Below are 15488 nucleotides of genomic sequence, written 5' to 3'. Positions count from 1 at the left end.
GCCACACCGATGACAACGGTCAAGTGCGTCGTCTGGGACCTGGACAACACCCTGTGGCAAGGGGTGCTGCTGGAGGACGGCGAAGTGACCCTGCGCGAGGAGATCCGCCGGGTGATCGTCGAGCTGGACAACCGCGGCATCATCCAGTCCATCGCCAGCCGCAACGACCACGACCACGCCTGGGAGTGGGTCGAGAAGCTGGGCGTGGCCGAGTACATCGTGCTGCCGCAGATCGGCTGGGGCGCCAAGTCGCAGTCGGTCCGGGCGATCGCCGACAAGCTGCAGTTCGCCTACAGCACCATCGCCTTCATCGACGACACCGAGATGGAGCGGGCCGAGGTGGCCCACCACCTTCCCGACGTGCGGATCTACCCGCACGACATGGCCGAACGGTTGCTGGAGCTGCCCGAGTTCAGCCCCGCGGTGGTCACCGAGGACGCGCGGCAGCGGCGCGCCATGTACCAGGCGAGCTTCGCCCGCGAGGCCGCCCGCACCGAGTTCGCGGGCGCCGACGAGGAGTTCCTGCGCAGCGCGGGCCTGGAGATGACCATCCGGCGCGCCGCCGAGGCCGACATCGCCCGGGTCGAGGAGCTGACCCTGCGCACCAGCCAGATGAACGCCACCGGGGTGCACTACTCGGACGAGACCCTGCGCGCCCTGGTGTCCGATCCCGACCACGAGGTGCTCGTCGTCGCCATGACCGACAAGTTCGGCCCGCACGGCGCGGTCGGCATCATCCTGCTGGAGAAGCACCCGGCGGTGTGGCACCTGAAGCTGTTGGCGACCTCCTGCCGCGTGGTGGCCTTCGGCGCGGGCACCGTGCTGCTGAACTGGCTGTCCGACCAGGCCGCGGCCGCGGGCGTCACCCTCGCCGCCGACTTCCGCCGCACCGACCGCAACCGGATGATGGAGGTCGCCTACCGGTTCGCGGGCTTCGGGCAGGAGGACGTCGACGGCGTCGCCGCCCTGCCGCCCGCGGGCGCCGAGGGCGTCGAGCGGCTGGGGCTGCGCCCCGAACCCAAGGACCCGCCGACCACGATGACCGTGCACGCGGTCGACCTGGCCGGGTCGTCGTCCGACCTCGCGGTGTGGGGTGGCCGGTGAAGACCCTGTACGACTGGTTCGCGCACTCCGCCGAGCGGGCGCCGGGCGATCCGGCCCTGGAGGTCGGCGGCGAGGTGCTGACCTACGGCGAGCTGCGCACGCGGGTCGAGGGGGTCGCCACCCGCATCCTCGCCGCCCACGGCGGTGTGCCGCGCCGGGTGGCGCTGCTGGCCTCCCGCAGCCTGGTCGCGTTCACCGGCTACCTCGCCGCGCTGCGGCTCGGCGCGGTCGTGGTGCCGCTCAACCCCGGCCATCCGGTGCGCCGCAACGAGGCGATCTGCGGTTCCGTCGAGCTGGACGTGCTCGTCGTCGACGACAGCGGCGAGGCCCAGGTCCCCGTGCTCAGCGGCGCGGCCGCGAGCGTGGTGCGGCTGTCGGACGCCGCGGTGGCCGGGCTGGAGCCGGGCGAGCTGCCCCGGCCTGCCGTCGGGCCGGACGACGTGGCCTACATCCTGTTCACCTCGGGGTCGACCGGCAAACCCAAGGGCGTGCCGATCAGCCACGGCAACCTCGCCGCCTACATCGGGCACAACATCGAGCGGTTCGAGGTCGGGCCCGGGGCGCGCGTCTCGCACACCTTCGACCTCACCTTCGACCCGTCGGTGTTCGACCTGTTCGTCACCTGGGGCGGTGGGGCCACCCTGGTGTGCCCGGACCGGACGGAGCTGCTGGCCCCGGTCGACTACCTGGTGGACAAGGCGATCACGCACTGGTTCTCCGTGCCGTCGGTGGTGTCGGTCAGCGCCAACCTGGGCAACCTGCCGACTGGGCGGCCGACGGTGCTGCGGCACAGCGTGTTCATCGGCGAGCAGTTGACCTACGGGCAGGCCCGCCTGTGGCACGCGGTCGCGCCGCAGGCGCGCATCACCAACGTGTACGGGCCGACCGAGCTGACCGTGGCGTGCACCGAGCACCGCCTGCCCGCCGACCCGCAGCGCTGGCCGTCGACCTCGAACGACACCGTCCCGATCGGGCCGGTGTACGACTTCCTCGACTACCTGATCCTCGACGACGACGGCATGCCCGCCGACGACGGCGAGCTGTGCGTGCGCGGCGCGCAGCGCTTCGCCGGGTACCTCAACCCGGTCGACAACCCGAACCGGTTCATGATCCGCGACGGCGACCGGCACGTGCCCTACGACGGCACCACGCCGTCACCGGACCTCTACTACCGCACCGGTGACCGGGTGCGGTGGGAGGGCGGCGAGCTCGTGCACCTCTCGCGCGCCGACTTCCAGCTCAAGATCCGAGGCTACCGGGTGGAGCTGGGCGAGATCGAGGCCGCCATCGCCCGCCACGACCAGGTGACCCAGGCCGTCGTGATCGCCGTCCCCGGCGGCGACGCGCCCGAGCTGGTCGCCTTCTACACCGGCGCCGCGGTGCCCGGCCGCCAGCTCGTGCGGTGGTTGCGCGAGTACCTGCCGATCCACATGGTGCCCCGGCGCCTGCACCACCTCGACGAGCTGCCGCTCAACGCCAACGGCAAGGTCGACCGCGGCGCGCTGCGGGATTCCGTGCTCACCGCGGCCAACTGACTGGAGTGCCACCGGCCATGTCGTTCCTCAAAGACATCATCCCGCCCGCGGGCATCGTCCGGCTGCTCGCGGTCAGCAACCTGGCCAAGACCGCGGCGCACGGCGTGCTCATGTCGATCAGCGTCCTGTACTTCACCCGGGTCATCGGCATCCCCGCCGAGCGCGTGGGCCTGGCGCTGACCCTGGGGGCCGCGATCGGCGTCCTGACGGGCATCCCGGCGGGCAGGCTGGCCGAGGCGCGGGGGCCGCGCCCGGTGACCGTCGGCCTGATGATGGCGTTGGGCGTCGCCGCGTGCGGCTACGCGCTCGTCACCGGGTTCGTCGGCCTGGTCGTGGCCACCGCGGTGGTCCTGGGCTTCGAGTCCGCCGTGTACGCCGCGCGCGGCGCGCTGCTCGGGGGCCTGCTCCCGCCTGCGGAGCGCGGGAAGGCGTTGGCCTACATGCGCTCGACCGCGAACGTGGGCGTCTCGCTCGGCGCGGTCGCAGGCGGCCTCGGCCTGCTGTTCGACTCGCGGGCGGGGTACATCGGGCTGATCATCGCCGCCGGGGTGCTGTTCGCGGTCTCCGCGGTGGCGTTCCTGCGGGTGCCGTCGGTGCCCGCGGTGCCCAAGGCCGAGGAGGGCCCGAAGCTGCCCGTGCTGCGCGACCATGCGTACGCGGCCGTGGCGCTGGTCAACACGGTGCTGGTCATGAGCGACGCGCTGCTCGTGGTCGCCCTGCCGGTGTGGATCAGCGAGATGACGACGGTGCCGCCCGCGTTCTTCACCGTGCTGCTGCTGGTGAACACCGCCGCCGTCATCCTGCTGCAGGTCAGGGTGAGCAAGGGGACCGAGGACGTCGCAGGCGGCGTGCGGGCGTGGTGGCGCTCCGGCGTCGTGCTGGCGGTGTGCTGCGGGTTCTTCGCGCTGTCCGCGGGCCAGCCGCTCTGGCTGGCCGCGGTGCTGCTGCTGGCGGGCACCGTCGTGCACGTGCTCGGCGAGATGCTGCACAGCGCGGGCGCCTGGTCGCTGAGCTACGGGCTGGCCCCCGAGCACGCCCACGGGCAGTACCAGGGGATGTTCGAGATGTTCACCAAGCTCGGCACCACCGTCGCGCCGCTGGCGATCACCTGGGTCCTGGTCGCCTTCGGCGCCCTGGGCTGGGCGGTCTGGGCCGTGGTGTTCCTCGTCGCGGGCGCGGTGTCGGTGCCGCTCACCCGCTGGGCCGAGCGCTCCCGCGCCACCCCTGCCGCCGCCTGACTCGTCCAGCACCGAGCACAAGCCTGATCCGGGAGGGATCACATGGATTTCAGCTTGTTCTACTTCGCCAACGACAGCGCCGCCGACGGCGACCGCTACCGGCTGCTGCTGGAGGGCGCGAAGTTCGCCGACCAGCACGACTTCGCGGCGGTGTGGACGCCGGAACGGCACTTCCACCCGTTCGGGGGGCTCTACCCGAACCCGTCGGTGACCAGCGCGGCGATCGCCGCCGTCACCTCGAAGGTGAAGATCCGCGCGGGCAGCGTCGTGGCCCCGCTGCACCACCCGCTGCGCATCGCCGAGGAGTGGTCCGTGGTGGACAACATCTCCGGCGGCCGCGTCGGGGTGTCCTTCGCGTCGGGGTGGCACGCCAACGACTACGTCCTGCGGCCGGAGAACTACGCCGACCGCCGCACCCTGCTCGGCGAGCACGTGGAGACCGTGCGCAAGCTGTGGCGCGGCGAGGCGGTGCCGTTCGTCAACGGCGTCGGCGAGACCAACGAGGTCAAGATCTTCCCGCCGCCGGTGCAGAAGGACCTGCCGGTGTGGGTGACCAGCGCGGGTGGCGTGGAGACCTTCCGCGCGGCGGGGCGCCTCGGCGCGGGCGTGCTCACCCACCTGCTCGACCAGGACATCGACGGCCTCGCCGAGAAGCTCGTCGAGTACCGCAAGGCGCTGGCCGAACGGCCCGACGCCGACGGCTGGCCCGGCCACGTCGCCCTGATGATCCACACCTACCTGGACGACGACGAGGACGCGGCGCGCGAGCTGGTGCGCGAGCCCCTGGGCGACTACCTGCGCAGCTCCCTGCACCTGCTGCTCAACGCCCGGCTCGACGGGCGGCGCAAGGTCGACGTGTCCAAGCTGTCCGATGAGGACGTCAAGTTCATGGTCGACATGGCCTTCGACCGGTACTTCGACTTCGGCCTGCTGGGCACGGTCTCGAAGGCGGCTGCGGCCGTCGAGCGGTTCCGGGCCATCGGGGTGGACGAGGTCGCGTGCCTGATCGACTTCGGGCTGCCCACCGACTCGGTGCTGTCCGGGCTGGTCAAGCTCGACGAACTGCGGCGGTCGGCAGGTCAGGCATGAGCGGCGTCGTCGATTTCGCGGTCGCGTTCCCCGAGGGCCGCATCACCGTCGCGGAGATGTCGGCGCTGTCCGGGGTGTCGGTCCCGGAGATCCTGGAGGTCACGCACTGCTCGGAGTTCCCCGTGCTCGGGCCCGATGAGCGGGGCTGGGAGCTGGCCGTCGCGGCGGCAGGCGCGGCGCTGGAGCGGACGGGCACCGACCTGGACGACATCAGCCGGGTGATCTACGCGGGCGCGGGCTACTGGGACTCCCCCGCCTGGTCACCCGCGTCGAAGGTGGCCGACGAGCTGGGCATCGAGCGGGCGCACTGCTTCGAGGTGACCAACTTCTGCAACGCGCTGACCCTGGGCCTGCGGCTGGCCGTGGACGGGCTCGAACCGGGCTCCGATGACCGGGTGCTGGTGGTGTCCGGCGAGCGGTTCGGCGCGGCGGCCGACCGGCGCGACCCGGACTCCAAGCCGATGTTCAACTTCGGCGACGCCGCCACCGCGCTGGTGGTGGGGGCATCGGACGTGTCGTTCGAGTTCCAGGGCACCACCGCCCGCACCGACCCGCAGTGGTGCGACTACTTCGTCGGCGACTGGCACGACGAAGGCGTGCACACCCGGCGCAGGGGCAGGCGGAAGGGGCTCAAGGACGCCTACGTCGACAACTTCACCGATCTGGCCGGGCAGACGCTCAAGTCGATCGGGCGCGATGTGGCGGACGTGCGGTACCTGCTGATCAACCAGAACGACAAGGACATCCAGGACCGCCTGCTGGACCGGCTCGGCCTGCCACCGGAGCGCAGCGTCTTCAACCAGCTCCAGTACGGGCACATGGGGTGCTCGGACACGTTCATCGCGCTCCGCCAGCTCGTCGACGCCTCCGCCCTGTCCGACGGCGACCTCGTGCTGCTGGCGACCAGCGGCGCCGGGTTCAGCTGGTCGGTCACCGCACTGCGGCACCGGGCGGTGTAGGCGTGTCGATCACGGTTGTGGTGGTGGATTCCCTCGAAGACCTCGGCGCGCAGGAGTTCTACGAGCTCGACACGACGGTGGGCGCGCTCGGCAGCCGGGGCAGGCTGGTGCAGCACACCGGGGACCCGCGCTGGGAGTCGCGGTACGTCGTCGCCCTCGACGGGGACGTGGTGGTCGCCGCCGTGCCGATCTTCCTCGGCCACGGGGACCAGTGGTCCGACCAGATCCACTCCCCCGCCGACTGGGGGTGGACCGGAACCGCGGTGCAGGAGAAGAGCGCGCTGGTCGGGGGCCGCCTGGAGATCCGGGGCAGCCTGCGGTGCGTGGACTCGCCCGAGGTCGTCGAAGCCGTTGCCGAGGTGTGCCGGACGCAGGTCGCGGGGCGGGACGTGTTCCTGGGGTACCTGGATCCGCGGCAGCAGCGGCTGGCGGAGGCGATCTTCGGCCCGGTCGAGTGGATCGTCCGCTACGAGGACTTCGACTACCCGGAGCCGGTCGTCCTCGGCGACCTGTCCGACCTGCCCCGGGAGGTGCGCCAGGCCATCCGCCACGGCGAACGCAAGATCGCTGAGTTCGGCGTCCAGGCGACGATCATCCCGTGGTCTGAGTACACAGGTCCCGGCTGCGACCTGATCGCCGAGCAGAACAAGCGCAAGGGGATGACCGACCACAGCGCGTTGGCCCGCTACCGCCTGGACAGCTGGGACTCCTGCGACGAGGTCTCGGTCCACATCGTCCAAGCGACCATGGGGGACGAGATCGGTGTGGTCAGCCTCCTGCGGTACCGGGATGAGATCGAGGTGTACGAGGTGGGCCTCCCCGACGGCGACGGCCCATCCCGGCGCACGCTGTACTCCTGCCTCACCTTCGACGAGCCGCGGAAGTTCGCGCAGGCCAACGGATGTCGCAAGGTCCGCGCGGGGCTGGGGGCGGGCATCCCGAAGAAGATCCGCGGCGCCCGCCCCACCGAGCGCGCCTGCGGCGTGGTCGTGATGTGAACCGCGTCCCGTAGTGACCGCTGACCAGCGCCGCGACAGACCGAAGAGGACGGACATGTCAGGTTCAGCCGAGTGCTACGAGAGCCACCGCATCGCTGGGTTCGAGGGGACCGCCGTCTGCCCGCGAGAGGCGTCTGCGGACCGGAGGCAGTCGCGCGCCGCCTGCCCGCTGGAGCCCCGACTGGTCGGAGGTCTGCGATGACCGTCAGCGGAGCCAGAGCACTGGCAGCGGGCGAACTGAGACAGGTCATGAGCCGCTTCGCCACCGGCGTCACCGTGATCACCACTGGTGGCCGCGCGGTGCACGGGATGACGGCCAACTCGTTCACGTCGGTGTCGCTGGACCCGCCACTGGTCTCCTGCTGCGTGCACCGCGACGCCCACATGCACGACGCCATCGCCGATGCGGGCGGCTTCGCGGTCTCCATCCTGTCGGCCGGCCAGGAGCACGTCGCCCGCTACTTCGCCGACCGGGGAAGACCCCGCGGAGCAGCACAATTCGACCGCGTCGACTGGTCCCCGGGCCAGCGAACCGGCGCCCCCCTGCTGACCGGAGCCGCAGCCTGGCTGGAATGCTCCCTGGCAGTAGCCCACGCAGGCGGCGACCACACCATCTTCCTCGGCGAAGTCCTAGGCGCCTCCTGGACCCCCACCCCCGACGCCCTCCTCTTCCACGCAGGCCGCTTCCACCGCCTAGCCACCGAATCCCCCTGACCCGCTGCGCTCCACCAGGGCTTCTGCACCACCCGCTGGTCAGCCCTGATCCACCCCTTGGCCCCACGCCGTACCTCGTCAGCTATCTGCTCAACCTCCGCCACACCTTGCGCCCCGAACGGATGGACGCACCGATCGGACTGGAGACGTCCAGCACAACACCCTCCGCCCGCACCGAGAACACCCGCCCGTCCCGCTGCCCCACAAGAAACCTCCAACTCACCACGGGAGAAGGCACCAACGACAACCGCCAACTCAGCCATCTCCCGACCACGATCCGGAACCACCTCCAGCGCGTCCGAACCGTCGACATCCAGAAGTACCACGTCGACCATGACCCGGATGTTCAAAGCATGCGACCCCGTCGCCGCAGCGCTCACCCGAACGAAGTCATCCCCACCGACCTCGCTCCACTCTGCGTTAACGGCGGCAGCGGCCAGGATGCGCTCCAGTTCATCGCGCACACCTGATCTCGCATCATCGCGACCCCCCATATCCAGCTGTCCATGTACTTAATCATGAGGGAGGCACGACCGATCGCCCTGCTTCTGCCTGTCCTCACCGGCAGAGAGCAGCCGCGCCGGAACGAGTTCACGCGCGCCGATGAATTCGATTCCCACCACCTTTCCGGTGGAATCGAAGTCCAACACCACGTCTCCGCGTCCGACCTCCTCGTGGATCACCTGACGCAGCGGTCCACGATCCGCAGACTCACACAGGTGCAGGTACAGGCAGTCCGAGCCCTCGTCATACACAACGGATGGATACCGCACAATCGTCGCCCGTCGTTCGGTATTAACCGTGATGCCACTATCATCCGCGGCCCCCGAAACTATACAACTCCCGCGCAGGAAGAATCAGCTCGCAGTCGGATCATCCCCCGTACCCGTAGCGGCGGCAGTCGTCGCCACGCCGTTCAGGCTCGGGAAGCAGGCCAACTAGTGGTAGTGGTCGGATCGCCCGTGGCGTGGCCCGTGCGACGCCGCCGCGCCACCGATCTCGACCTGGCGGCGGTCACATAAAAGACGTAGACATGGCAAGGGCTCCTACGAGCCTCGGCAGCCAGCTCGCCTACGCCTTCACCGCCCGCACGCGCCGCCCCGCGACGGTGACCACATCACCCGGCTGGAGTTGCGCTCCCCGCCTGCCCTCCACCTTCCCGTTCACCAGCACCTGGTCGGTCTCGACCAACTCCCGGGCCCCGGCCCCGTGCTCAGCCAGCCCAGCCAACTTCAAGAACTGCCCCAACCGGATCGGAAACCCGACAACAGCCACATCCTCAATCGTCGACGACATCCGACCATCTTCCCCGACAGGACCCAGCACCGCTCTTCCGGAGAGCCCAAGTGCACCGCGCTGCACGACCACCCTGTCGCAGCGTGGACGCACGCAACGTAGCGGCGGGCTTCTGAAGACCCGAACCTTCGTGGACAGCGCGTAACACCACGGTTGCTGTCCCGATGAGCTGGTAAGCGATCGAGCATGGGAGTGAGATGGCGGAGAGCCTGCGGCCGGACATCCAGGCCGCGAAAGATCGAATGCAGACCCGGGTCGGCGCGGGCCGGGAGATCAAGCGGCTGACGAACCACCTCTGGGAGGGCGAGTCTGTGCGGCTGATGGCCGCGGGCCGCTACGGCGGCGGTACCGGCCTCGTGGCGCTGACCGACCGCAGGCTGCTCTTCATCATGGACGGCTTCACCCGCCAGACCATCGAGGACTTCCCCCTCGACAAGATCTCCTCCGTCCAGTGGGCCTCCGGCATGGTCTTTGGCACCCTGACCGTCTTCGCCTCCGGCAACAAAGCCGAGATCGACCAGATGGACAAGAAGGACGGCAAACAGATCAGCGACACCGTGCGCGCGGACCTGGCAGGCGCGGCTGCACCGCCTCCGCCGCCCACCTCCCCCAGCCCGTCTCCGACCGCGGACACCCCTGACGTCTACGAACAGCTACGCAAGCTGGGCGAGCTACGCGACCTCGGCGTGCTGACCCCCGATGAGTTCAACCAGAAGAAACAGGAACTCCTCGCCCGCCTTTGAAGTCCAGCCACCATCGCCGGCGGAAACCGGGGGACTCGTCATGAAGGGGTGGTAGTAGGCGTCGAGCGGATGAGCACGCCGCGTGGAAGGACGTCGAGCGGTGGCACGCGGGCGGCTGGCGGCCACCGACCGGCACCTTCTGCCGCGGCGCGTTCACGACCGCCTGAGCTAACCGCGGGAACGGATCTTCCAAGCCCACCGCAGCATGGACCGATTCTCGGCCGATTTCGTTGCAGTCACTTGACTGCACTTGACGTCCACTCAAGTGCGCACCCCGGTTTCACTCCTTCCATGTGCATGTGACTCCAGTTCTCGTGGCGCCTTGCTGCTCGGCGTTGAGCACGTCTTCGGTGGCGGACAGGAAGATGTTGGTCTGGGCATCCACGCGGACGCGCGGGAAGATCATGGGGTGAACCACGTCGAGGTGTCGGGCGACATGGCCGGGTCGATCATGCAGGTGGGGACGCTGGTTGGCGCTGTTCACCTGTCCGGGGAACCCAGCCAGCTTCGGTCCTCGTACCTGGCGCAGGTCCGTGCCCTGGCCCCGGACGCACTGGAGGGCAGGGACGAGGAGCTGGCGGAGTTGGCGGACTTCTGCACCTCCGCTTCCCCCGCGGCGGAGTATCTGTGGGTGCGGGGACCGGCCTGGTCCGGCAAGACGGCCCTGCTGTCCTGGTTCGTGCTCAACCCCCCGCCCGGCGTGCGGATCGTCTCGTTCTTCGTCACCTCCCGGATGCCGGGGCACAGCACGCGACGCGGCTGCGTGGACAACCTGCTGGAGCAGCTCTGGGAGACTTCAAGCGGCCATCCCCGGGCAGAACTGTACGAATCGACCCGGGAGACTTGGCTGCTGCAGCTTCTGGCGGACGCTGCGGAGGCGCACCTAGCCCAAGGCGAGCGTCTCGTACTGGTGGTCGACGGGTTGGATGAGGATCGCGGCTTCGACCTGTCGCCGGACGCGCACAGCATCGCGGCGCTGCTTCCGCGGAGGGGGATTCGGGTCATCGTCGCCTGCAGGCCGGATCCCGGTCTCCCGGTCGACGTGGCGCGGGAGCATCCCCTGCGCACCTCCGCGCTGGTCAAGAACTTGGAACCATCACCTAAGGCGGTAGCCGTGCGCGATGTGATGATCAAGGATCTGAAGCGGCTGTTGAAGGGCACCGACCTCCAGCGCGCGCTTCTCGGCTTCATCACAGCCTCGGGCGGCGGGCTGTCCGTCCGAGATCTCGCGGAGTTGACCAAGGCATCCGAGTGGGATGTGGAGGAGGAGCTGACCAACGGGAGCGGGCGCAGCTTTTCACAGAGGCCAGGCGATCCGCCGTCGTACGTGCTGGCGCACGATCAGCTCCGCGAGTTGGCCGTGGAGATGCTGGGGCACGAGTTGCCTCGCTACCTGGAGCGGATAATCACCTGGGCGGACGGGTACCGGGACCGCGGCTGGCCACCGAATACTCCACATCATCTACTGCAGGGCTTCACGCCGATGCTGGTGGCTGCCGGATACCGAGATCGGGTGATCGATCATGTCACCGACCCGCGCAGGCACGATGCGTCATACGCCGCGTTCGCCAGCCATCACCTCTCCATCCATGAGATCGAGATCGTGACTGAGATGCTCCTGGGCGACGACGAACCCGATCTCAGCGCCCTCGCCAGGTTGGCCGTGCACCGCGTCGCTCTAGGGGAAAGGGGAAGTTGGATAACACCGTGGCTGCCCTGGGCTTGGGCTCGGGTCGGCCGCTTCGACCATGCGGAAGCGCTGACGACAGCGATGCCGAACACCATCTGGCGCGCCCGGGAACATCTGCACATAGGTTCAGAACTGCACACTGCAGGACAAACCGACAGAGCTCGTCATATGTTCGACTTCGCCGAGTCCGTGTCCCGCTCCGTCAATCAAACCTTCGACATCGGGTTGCATCTCGAAGTCGCCACTGAGATGACACGCACCGGAGACTACGAACGGGCGCAGCGCGTGATCGACACTCTACGACCCGGTCTTGAGAAAGCGGCGACCTACGCGAAAATCGCCCTGATCTCACTAGAGCTAGGAAATCAGGAACAGGCTCACAAATGGTACGCCGAGGCGGAGCAAGAGTTTGAGTCCCAGGATCGCCGCTCGATGAGAGCAATAGGGGCGATGGCCGCGGCAGCCTCGAAACTAGGAAACGAGACACGAGCAGCAGCAGTGGTAGGGCTATTTGCCGACCCCGACCGGACCTATAGCTCTTCATCTGTGGGCGATATATATGATTGCGTGACGAATTTGACGGCGGGCGGTTTCGTCGAAGCCGCGATCTCGCTCGCCGAGGCCCGCGAAGATGCGGAGCAACGCGATTTCTGCTACATACGCCTCATCGAGAACCTAGCCCTCAACGGTCGGCTGGACGACGCAGAAACTCTTGCTCGGTCGACGAAGAACGAGAACTCCATGCTGGCGAGACTCTCAGCAGTGGCGACAGTACCATCCGACCCGATTCGGCTTGCTCGCCTCGCCTCGGAGCTCGAACCCTTTCTCGATCGGATACCTGAGGGCCCTCTCCGCCGTTACGCCACAGGGGCGACCGCTGTCGCATTCGCCCGCTCGGGGGAACTTGGCAAAGCCGAGGACTTGGTCCACTCTGCGCTACTCCCCACCGCGATCCACAGCGCCACCTGGGTGGCACTCGTCATGGCGAACGTCGACCGCAACCGTTCAGCCACATTACTGGAGAAGATCGAAAGCTCTGCGCGGTCCGCCTCCTCGACGCCCAGCGAGAGCGGCCTCCTCAATTGGATCGATGTCGCCGCCGACTTCGAGGACTTCGATCGAGCCGAGAAACTAGCTCTTTCACTCCGCGATCCAGAGCGGTGGACCGCAGCCTGGTCTCGCATTGCCGAGCGCCTCGCCTCCGCTGGCGATTACCCCAGGTTCAGGTCGGCTATCAGCAGAGTGACCCGAGAGAGCCAGCAACGAATACCACGATTGGAGATGATTCGAGTTCTGCTGGCGCGAAACGAAGTCGATCTAGCACTTGAGGTCGCCAGATCGTCGCCGACGATCTGGCACCGCGCCGCCGCGATCAGCCTCATAGCAGAAAGAACCCAACGAAAAGACCTCCTGGACGAATCAGTCGGTTTGGCGAACGGAATCTCCGATCTCGAAGATCAGGCGAAGACCCTTCTTCCCGCACTTCGGGCTGCCGCCAACATGGCTGACCGAAGTACGACCGAGACCATCCGCTCCAGGGTCCAGCAGATCAGCCGAGAACTCCGGACGCAAGACAAAGGCCGACACCACTCGATTCCCCACCTACCAGACCGGGTAAGCACTATGGCCGAGATTGCAGAGTACTTGGAGCGATTCACCCCTACGGATGGCCCCGGTGGCCCAGGCCCTATCGAGAGGAGCGGAATTCCGCCCGTACTCCTCGGCCGCTCGGATTCTTCCAAAGCCAAGCAGTACGCCAAAGCATTGACAATGATGGACTGGAAAGAGCTCGTAGACCGAATCGTCGTGTTCGCGCCTGAGGTGTACGGTGCGATAGCTTCGGAACTAGACCGGCTCAATTCTAAAGGCACTTCCAGTCGAGAATCATGATCAATCATCCGTCGTGACCGTCGAATGGAGGTGCGCAGCGGTCCCTTCTGAATCACGTACAGCGAAACACGGCGGGCTGGCCCGCGCGTTCTTATGCTTCGACCTGGTCGGCTTAGCACCTTGGTGTCGGTGCGCCTGGTGGGTACGCACACGACGATGCGTCCGTCGTCGATCGCCGGGTAGCTGGCGGCGGTGATGGTCGACCCCGCGAAGAACCGACCCGCAGGGGCGGCGATGCCGAACAGGTAGCCCTCTTCCCAACCCACCGCCGGGGGAAGGTGTCGGAGGAGGCAATATCCCGACAGCCGGGCTGGAGCGGCGGCGGGCACGGCCTGCCGCAACGCCCGCTGCATGGCTCGCGCCTGCTCACGCAGGACGAGCAGTCCTCCGCCCGCCCCGAGGCGGGCGTCGAGCGCGCGGACCAGCTCCAGCGACGACAGGTTGGCACCAGCGCGCTCAGTTAGGGACACGTACTGGCGGGTGTAGCCCACCTGGGCGGCGAGCTGCTTCTGGCTCAGGCCCGCGGCCTTGCGCAACCCCCGGATCTCGGCAGCCAGCGCGGCGGTGAAACCCACCAGAGCCGGCCGGGTTGCCCTCGGGTCCAACCCTTGTCCGACCTCAGGGGCCGGAGCTGTCCCGATTCTTCTCCGACCAACCGCGCAGCCCGACCGCCGCGAGGACGCTGGCTAGGGCAACGAGGGCGCCCGCTGCCAGGAACACCGTGTCGACGGGACCGAGCCGCAGTCCGAGGACGACGACATCCAGGTCGCGCAGGGCGGTGCTGACGAGGGTGCCCGCTAGGGCCGCGGACGCGATGCTGGCCACTTGGAGCAAGGGGACGAAGACCGACATCACACGTCCGACCATCTCGCGCGGCGTCAAGGTGAGCACGAGCGGGCTGAGCGCCGAGTTCTGCGCGGACAGCGCCGCCCCGATGAGCCCGACCTCGACCATGGCCCAGGCGAAGCTCTCCGTCCGCGACAGCGCTGTCAGCGCGATCCCGTTGAGCAGCAGGGATAGGCACAGAGCACGGGCCGTCCCCAGACGGGGGATGACCGCCGCCGACAGCAGTGCGCCCGCGACTGCGCCGATCCCCTGCGTCATCACCAGGGTTCCGAGCATGTCCGCTGTGGTGTGCAAGTTGTCGGTGATGAAGAAGACCGCCAAGCTGCTGACCGCTTCGCCCGCGCCCATCGCCAGCGCCAACGCCATGGCGGAGACCATGAGCGGGCGAGACCCGGTGAAGAACCGGAGTCCCGCGCTGAACTGGGAACGCCAGGAAGGCCGGTCCTCCTTGGTCGCAGGCGTGCGGGTACGCACCAGGGCGATCATCGCAAAGGAGACGCCGAACGACAGGGCATTCACCACGAGCGACCACTCGACCCCGATGGTGAACAGCAGCGGAGCGGCCAAGGGGGGTCCCACGATCATCGCGGTGCTGAAGCTGGCTTGCCCGAGGCTGCTCGCACGCCCGCGGTCTTCTGGGGCGACTACGTCGCCGATCAGGGTTACGCGAGCGGGGGTGAAGAACTGCGCACACACCGAAACGGCCGCCACGACCGCGTAGCAAGCGGTCAGCTGGACAGCGGCCGACAAATCGTCTCCCACCAGCATCAGGCACAGCAGAGCGGCGACCGCCGCGCCCGACAAGGCGTTCATCGCCAGCATCGTGCGCCGCTTGTCCCACCGGTCGGTGAACACGCCTGCGAACGGCCCGACGAGGAGCACCGGCGCTCCCTGGGCGATAAGCACGCCACTCACCGCTGCGGGCCCCCACGCCTCCCCCCGAGCCAGCACCGCGCCGACCCACAGCATGATCGTCGTGTCGAACATGATCGCCCAAGACCGAGACCGACTGGCCGATCCACAGCCGCCGGAAGTCGGTATTGCGCAACAACGACGAACGAACCGCACCGCTCACTACTGCATCTCCCCCTGTCGGCATCAATCCCGCGTTGGGTTGATCCAACCAGTAGTGGCCACCACAGGTCTTCCTCGGTCAACGAACAGAGCCGTTGCAAGCTCTCCACCAATCGGACAAGCCCATCGTCAGGGTCTTCGTCTACCGCGATCAGCGCGGCGCGCCCCAAGCCGCACGCCCGGGCTCCCAGAATGAGGCCCTTGACCAGGGGCGCCTTCCCGGATGCTCCCGCTGACCAGCAACAGACCTCTGCTGGCCTGCCGATCCCGCGAAAGGCACTCCCCGAGCGGCAGGCCACCTGTCCGCGGACA

General features: G+C 68.2%; 13 protein-coding genes and 1 pseudogene. 10 read left to right on the top strand and 4 right to left on the bottom strand.

Annotated features, from left to right (window positions below; all coding sequences use genetic code 11):
• Window positions 1-9: 9 nt before the first annotated feature.
• The 8 genes from ACWEPX_RS15620 (at window position 10) to ACWEPX_RS15585 (ending at window position 8107) form a co-directional block, all read left to right on the top strand.
• Window positions 10-1104 carry an HAD-IIIC family phosphatase gene (locus tag ACWEPX_RS15620; protein WP_451897846.1) on the top strand — a complete coding sequence of 365 codons (1095 nt, stop codon included), beginning with the start codon at window positions 10-12 and terminating at the stop codon, window positions 1102-1104.
• Window positions 1101-2639, top strand: a complete 1539-nt coding sequence (locus ACWEPX_RS15615; RefSeq protein ID WP_451897845.1) for an amino acid adenylation domain-containing protein — start codon at window positions 1101-1103, stop codon at window positions 2637-2639. Before ACWEPX_RS15620 ends, ACWEPX_RS15615 begins: the two co-directional genes overlap by 4 nt.
• A gap of 17 nt (window positions 2640-2656) precedes the next feature.
• On the top strand, window positions 2657-3877 hold the full coding sequence (locus ACWEPX_RS15610) for an MFS transporter (protein WP_451897844.1): 1221 nt from the start codon (window positions 2657-2659) through the stop codon (window positions 3875-3877).
• A gap of 42 nt (window positions 3878-3919) precedes the next feature.
• Window positions 3920-4966 carry an LLM class flavin-dependent oxidoreductase gene (locus tag ACWEPX_RS15605; RefSeq protein ID WP_451897843.1) on the top strand — a complete coding sequence of 349 codons (1047 nt, stop codon included), beginning with the start codon at window positions 3920-3922 and terminating at the stop codon, window positions 4964-4966.
• Window positions 4963-5925 carry a 3-oxoacyl-ACP synthase III family protein gene (locus ACWEPX_RS15600; protein ID WP_451897842.1) on the top strand — a complete coding sequence of 321 codons (963 nt, stop codon included), beginning with the start codon at window positions 4963-4965 and terminating at the stop codon, window positions 5923-5925. The genes ACWEPX_RS15605 and ACWEPX_RS15600 overlap by 4 nt, the downstream gene beginning before the upstream one ends.
• 2 nt (window positions 5926-5927) lie before the next feature.
• Window positions 5928-6923: a hypothetical protein gene (locus ACWEPX_RS15595; RefSeq protein ID WP_451897841.1), complete on the top strand. Its 996-nt coding sequence runs from the start codon at window positions 5928-5930 to the stop codon at window positions 6921-6923.
• A 249-nt stretch (window positions 6924-7172) separates the two neighbouring features.
• Window positions 7173-7637, top strand: coding sequence for a flavin reductase family protein (locus ACWEPX_RS15590; protein WP_451897840.1), 465 nt, complete (start codon window positions 7173-7175; stop codon window positions 7635-7637).
• Between the two features lie 122 nt (window positions 7638-7759).
• Window positions 7760-8107, top strand: a complete 348-nt coding sequence (locus ACWEPX_RS15585) for a hypothetical protein (RefSeq protein WP_451897839.1) — start codon at window positions 7760-7762, stop codon at window positions 8105-8107.
• 42 nt (window positions 8108-8149) lie between these two features.
• Here the strand turns inward: ACWEPX_RS15585 and ACWEPX_RS15580 are convergent, their stop codons facing one another.
• Entirely contained in the window at window positions 8150-8392 is a 243-nt protein-coding gene (locus tag ACWEPX_RS15580) for a DUF2283 domain-containing protein (RefSeq protein WP_451897838.1), read from the bottom strand.
• Window positions 8393-8708: 316 nt separating this feature from the next.
• Complete coding sequence (locus ACWEPX_RS15575) at window positions 8709-8933, bottom strand: RNA-binding S4 domain-containing protein (RefSeq protein WP_451897837.1); 225 nt, start codon at window positions 8931-8933, stop codon at window positions 8709-8711.
• A gap of 197 nt (window positions 8934-9130) precedes the next feature.
• On the opposite strand from ACWEPX_RS15575, the gene ACWEPX_RS15570 reads away from it, so the two are divergent.
• Window positions 9131-9676, top strand: coding sequence for a PH domain-containing protein (locus ACWEPX_RS15570; protein WP_451897836.1), 546 nt, complete (start codon window positions 9131-9133; stop codon window positions 9674-9676).
• A 322-nt stretch (window positions 9677-9998) separates the two neighbouring features.
• Window positions 9999-13256 carry an NACHT domain-containing protein gene (locus tag ACWEPX_RS15565; protein ID WP_451897835.1) on the top strand — a complete coding sequence of 1086 codons (3258 nt, stop codon included), beginning with the start codon at window positions 9999-10001 and terminating at the stop codon, window positions 13254-13256.
• Between the two features lie 392 nt (window positions 13257-13648).
• On the opposite strand, the pseudogene ACWEPX_RS15560 reads toward ACWEPX_RS15565, so the two are convergent.
• Both ACWEPX_RS15560 and ACWEPX_RS15555 read right to left on the bottom strand, forming a co-directional pair.
• Window positions 13649-13831, bottom strand: a pseudogene (locus ACWEPX_RS15560) (helix-turn-helix transcriptional regulator); the annotation flags it as partial.
• A 43-nt stretch (window positions 13832-13874) separates the two neighbouring features.
• Window positions 13875-15089 carry an MFS transporter gene (locus tag ACWEPX_RS15555; protein ID WP_451897834.1) on the bottom strand — a complete coding sequence of 405 codons (1215 nt, stop codon included), beginning with the start codon at window positions 15087-15089 and terminating at the stop codon, window positions 13875-13877.
• Window positions 15090-15488 lie beyond the last annotated feature (399 nt).

This window comes from Actinokineospora sp. NPDC004072 (assembly GCF_053604195.1).
The sequence above is the reverse complement of the archived record's forward strand: the minus strand, read 5'-3'. Positions and strand labels throughout refer to the sequence as shown.

Coding starts and splice junctions, on each gene's coding strand:
- ACWEPX_RS15585 (WP_451897839.1), top strand. CDS start 7,760: ATGGACGCACCGATCGGACTGGAGACGTCCAGCACAACACCCTCCGCC.
- ACWEPX_RS15605 (WP_451897843.1), top strand. CDS start 3,920: ATGGATTTCAGCTTGTTCTACTTCGCCAACGACAGCGCCGCCGACGGC.
- ACWEPX_RS15620 (WP_451897846.1), top strand. CDS start 10: ATGACAACGGTCAAGTGCGTCGTCTGGGACCTGGACAACACCCTGTGG.
- ACWEPX_RS15570 (WP_451897836.1), top strand. CDS start 9,131: ATGGCGGAGAGCCTGCGGCCGGACATCCAGGCCGCGAAAGATCGAATG.
- ACWEPX_RS15575 (WP_451897837.1), bottom strand. CDS start 8,933: ATGTCGTCGACGATTGAGGATGTGGCTGTTGTCGGGTTTCCGATCCGG.
- ACWEPX_RS15600 (WP_451897842.1), top strand. CDS start 4,963: ATGAGCGGCGTCGTCGATTTCGCGGTCGCGTTCCCCGAGGGCCGCATC.
- ACWEPX_RS15610 (WP_451897844.1), top strand. CDS start 2,657: ATGTCGTTCCTCAAAGACATCATCCCGCCCGCGGGCATCGTCCGGCTG.
- ACWEPX_RS15555 (WP_451897834.1), bottom strand. CDS start 15,089: ATGTTCGACACGACGATCATGCTGTGGGTCGGCGCGGTGCTGGCTCGG.
- ACWEPX_RS15590 (WP_451897840.1), top strand. CDS start 7,173: ATGAGCCGCTTCGCCACCGGCGTCACCGTGATCACCACTGGTGGCCGC.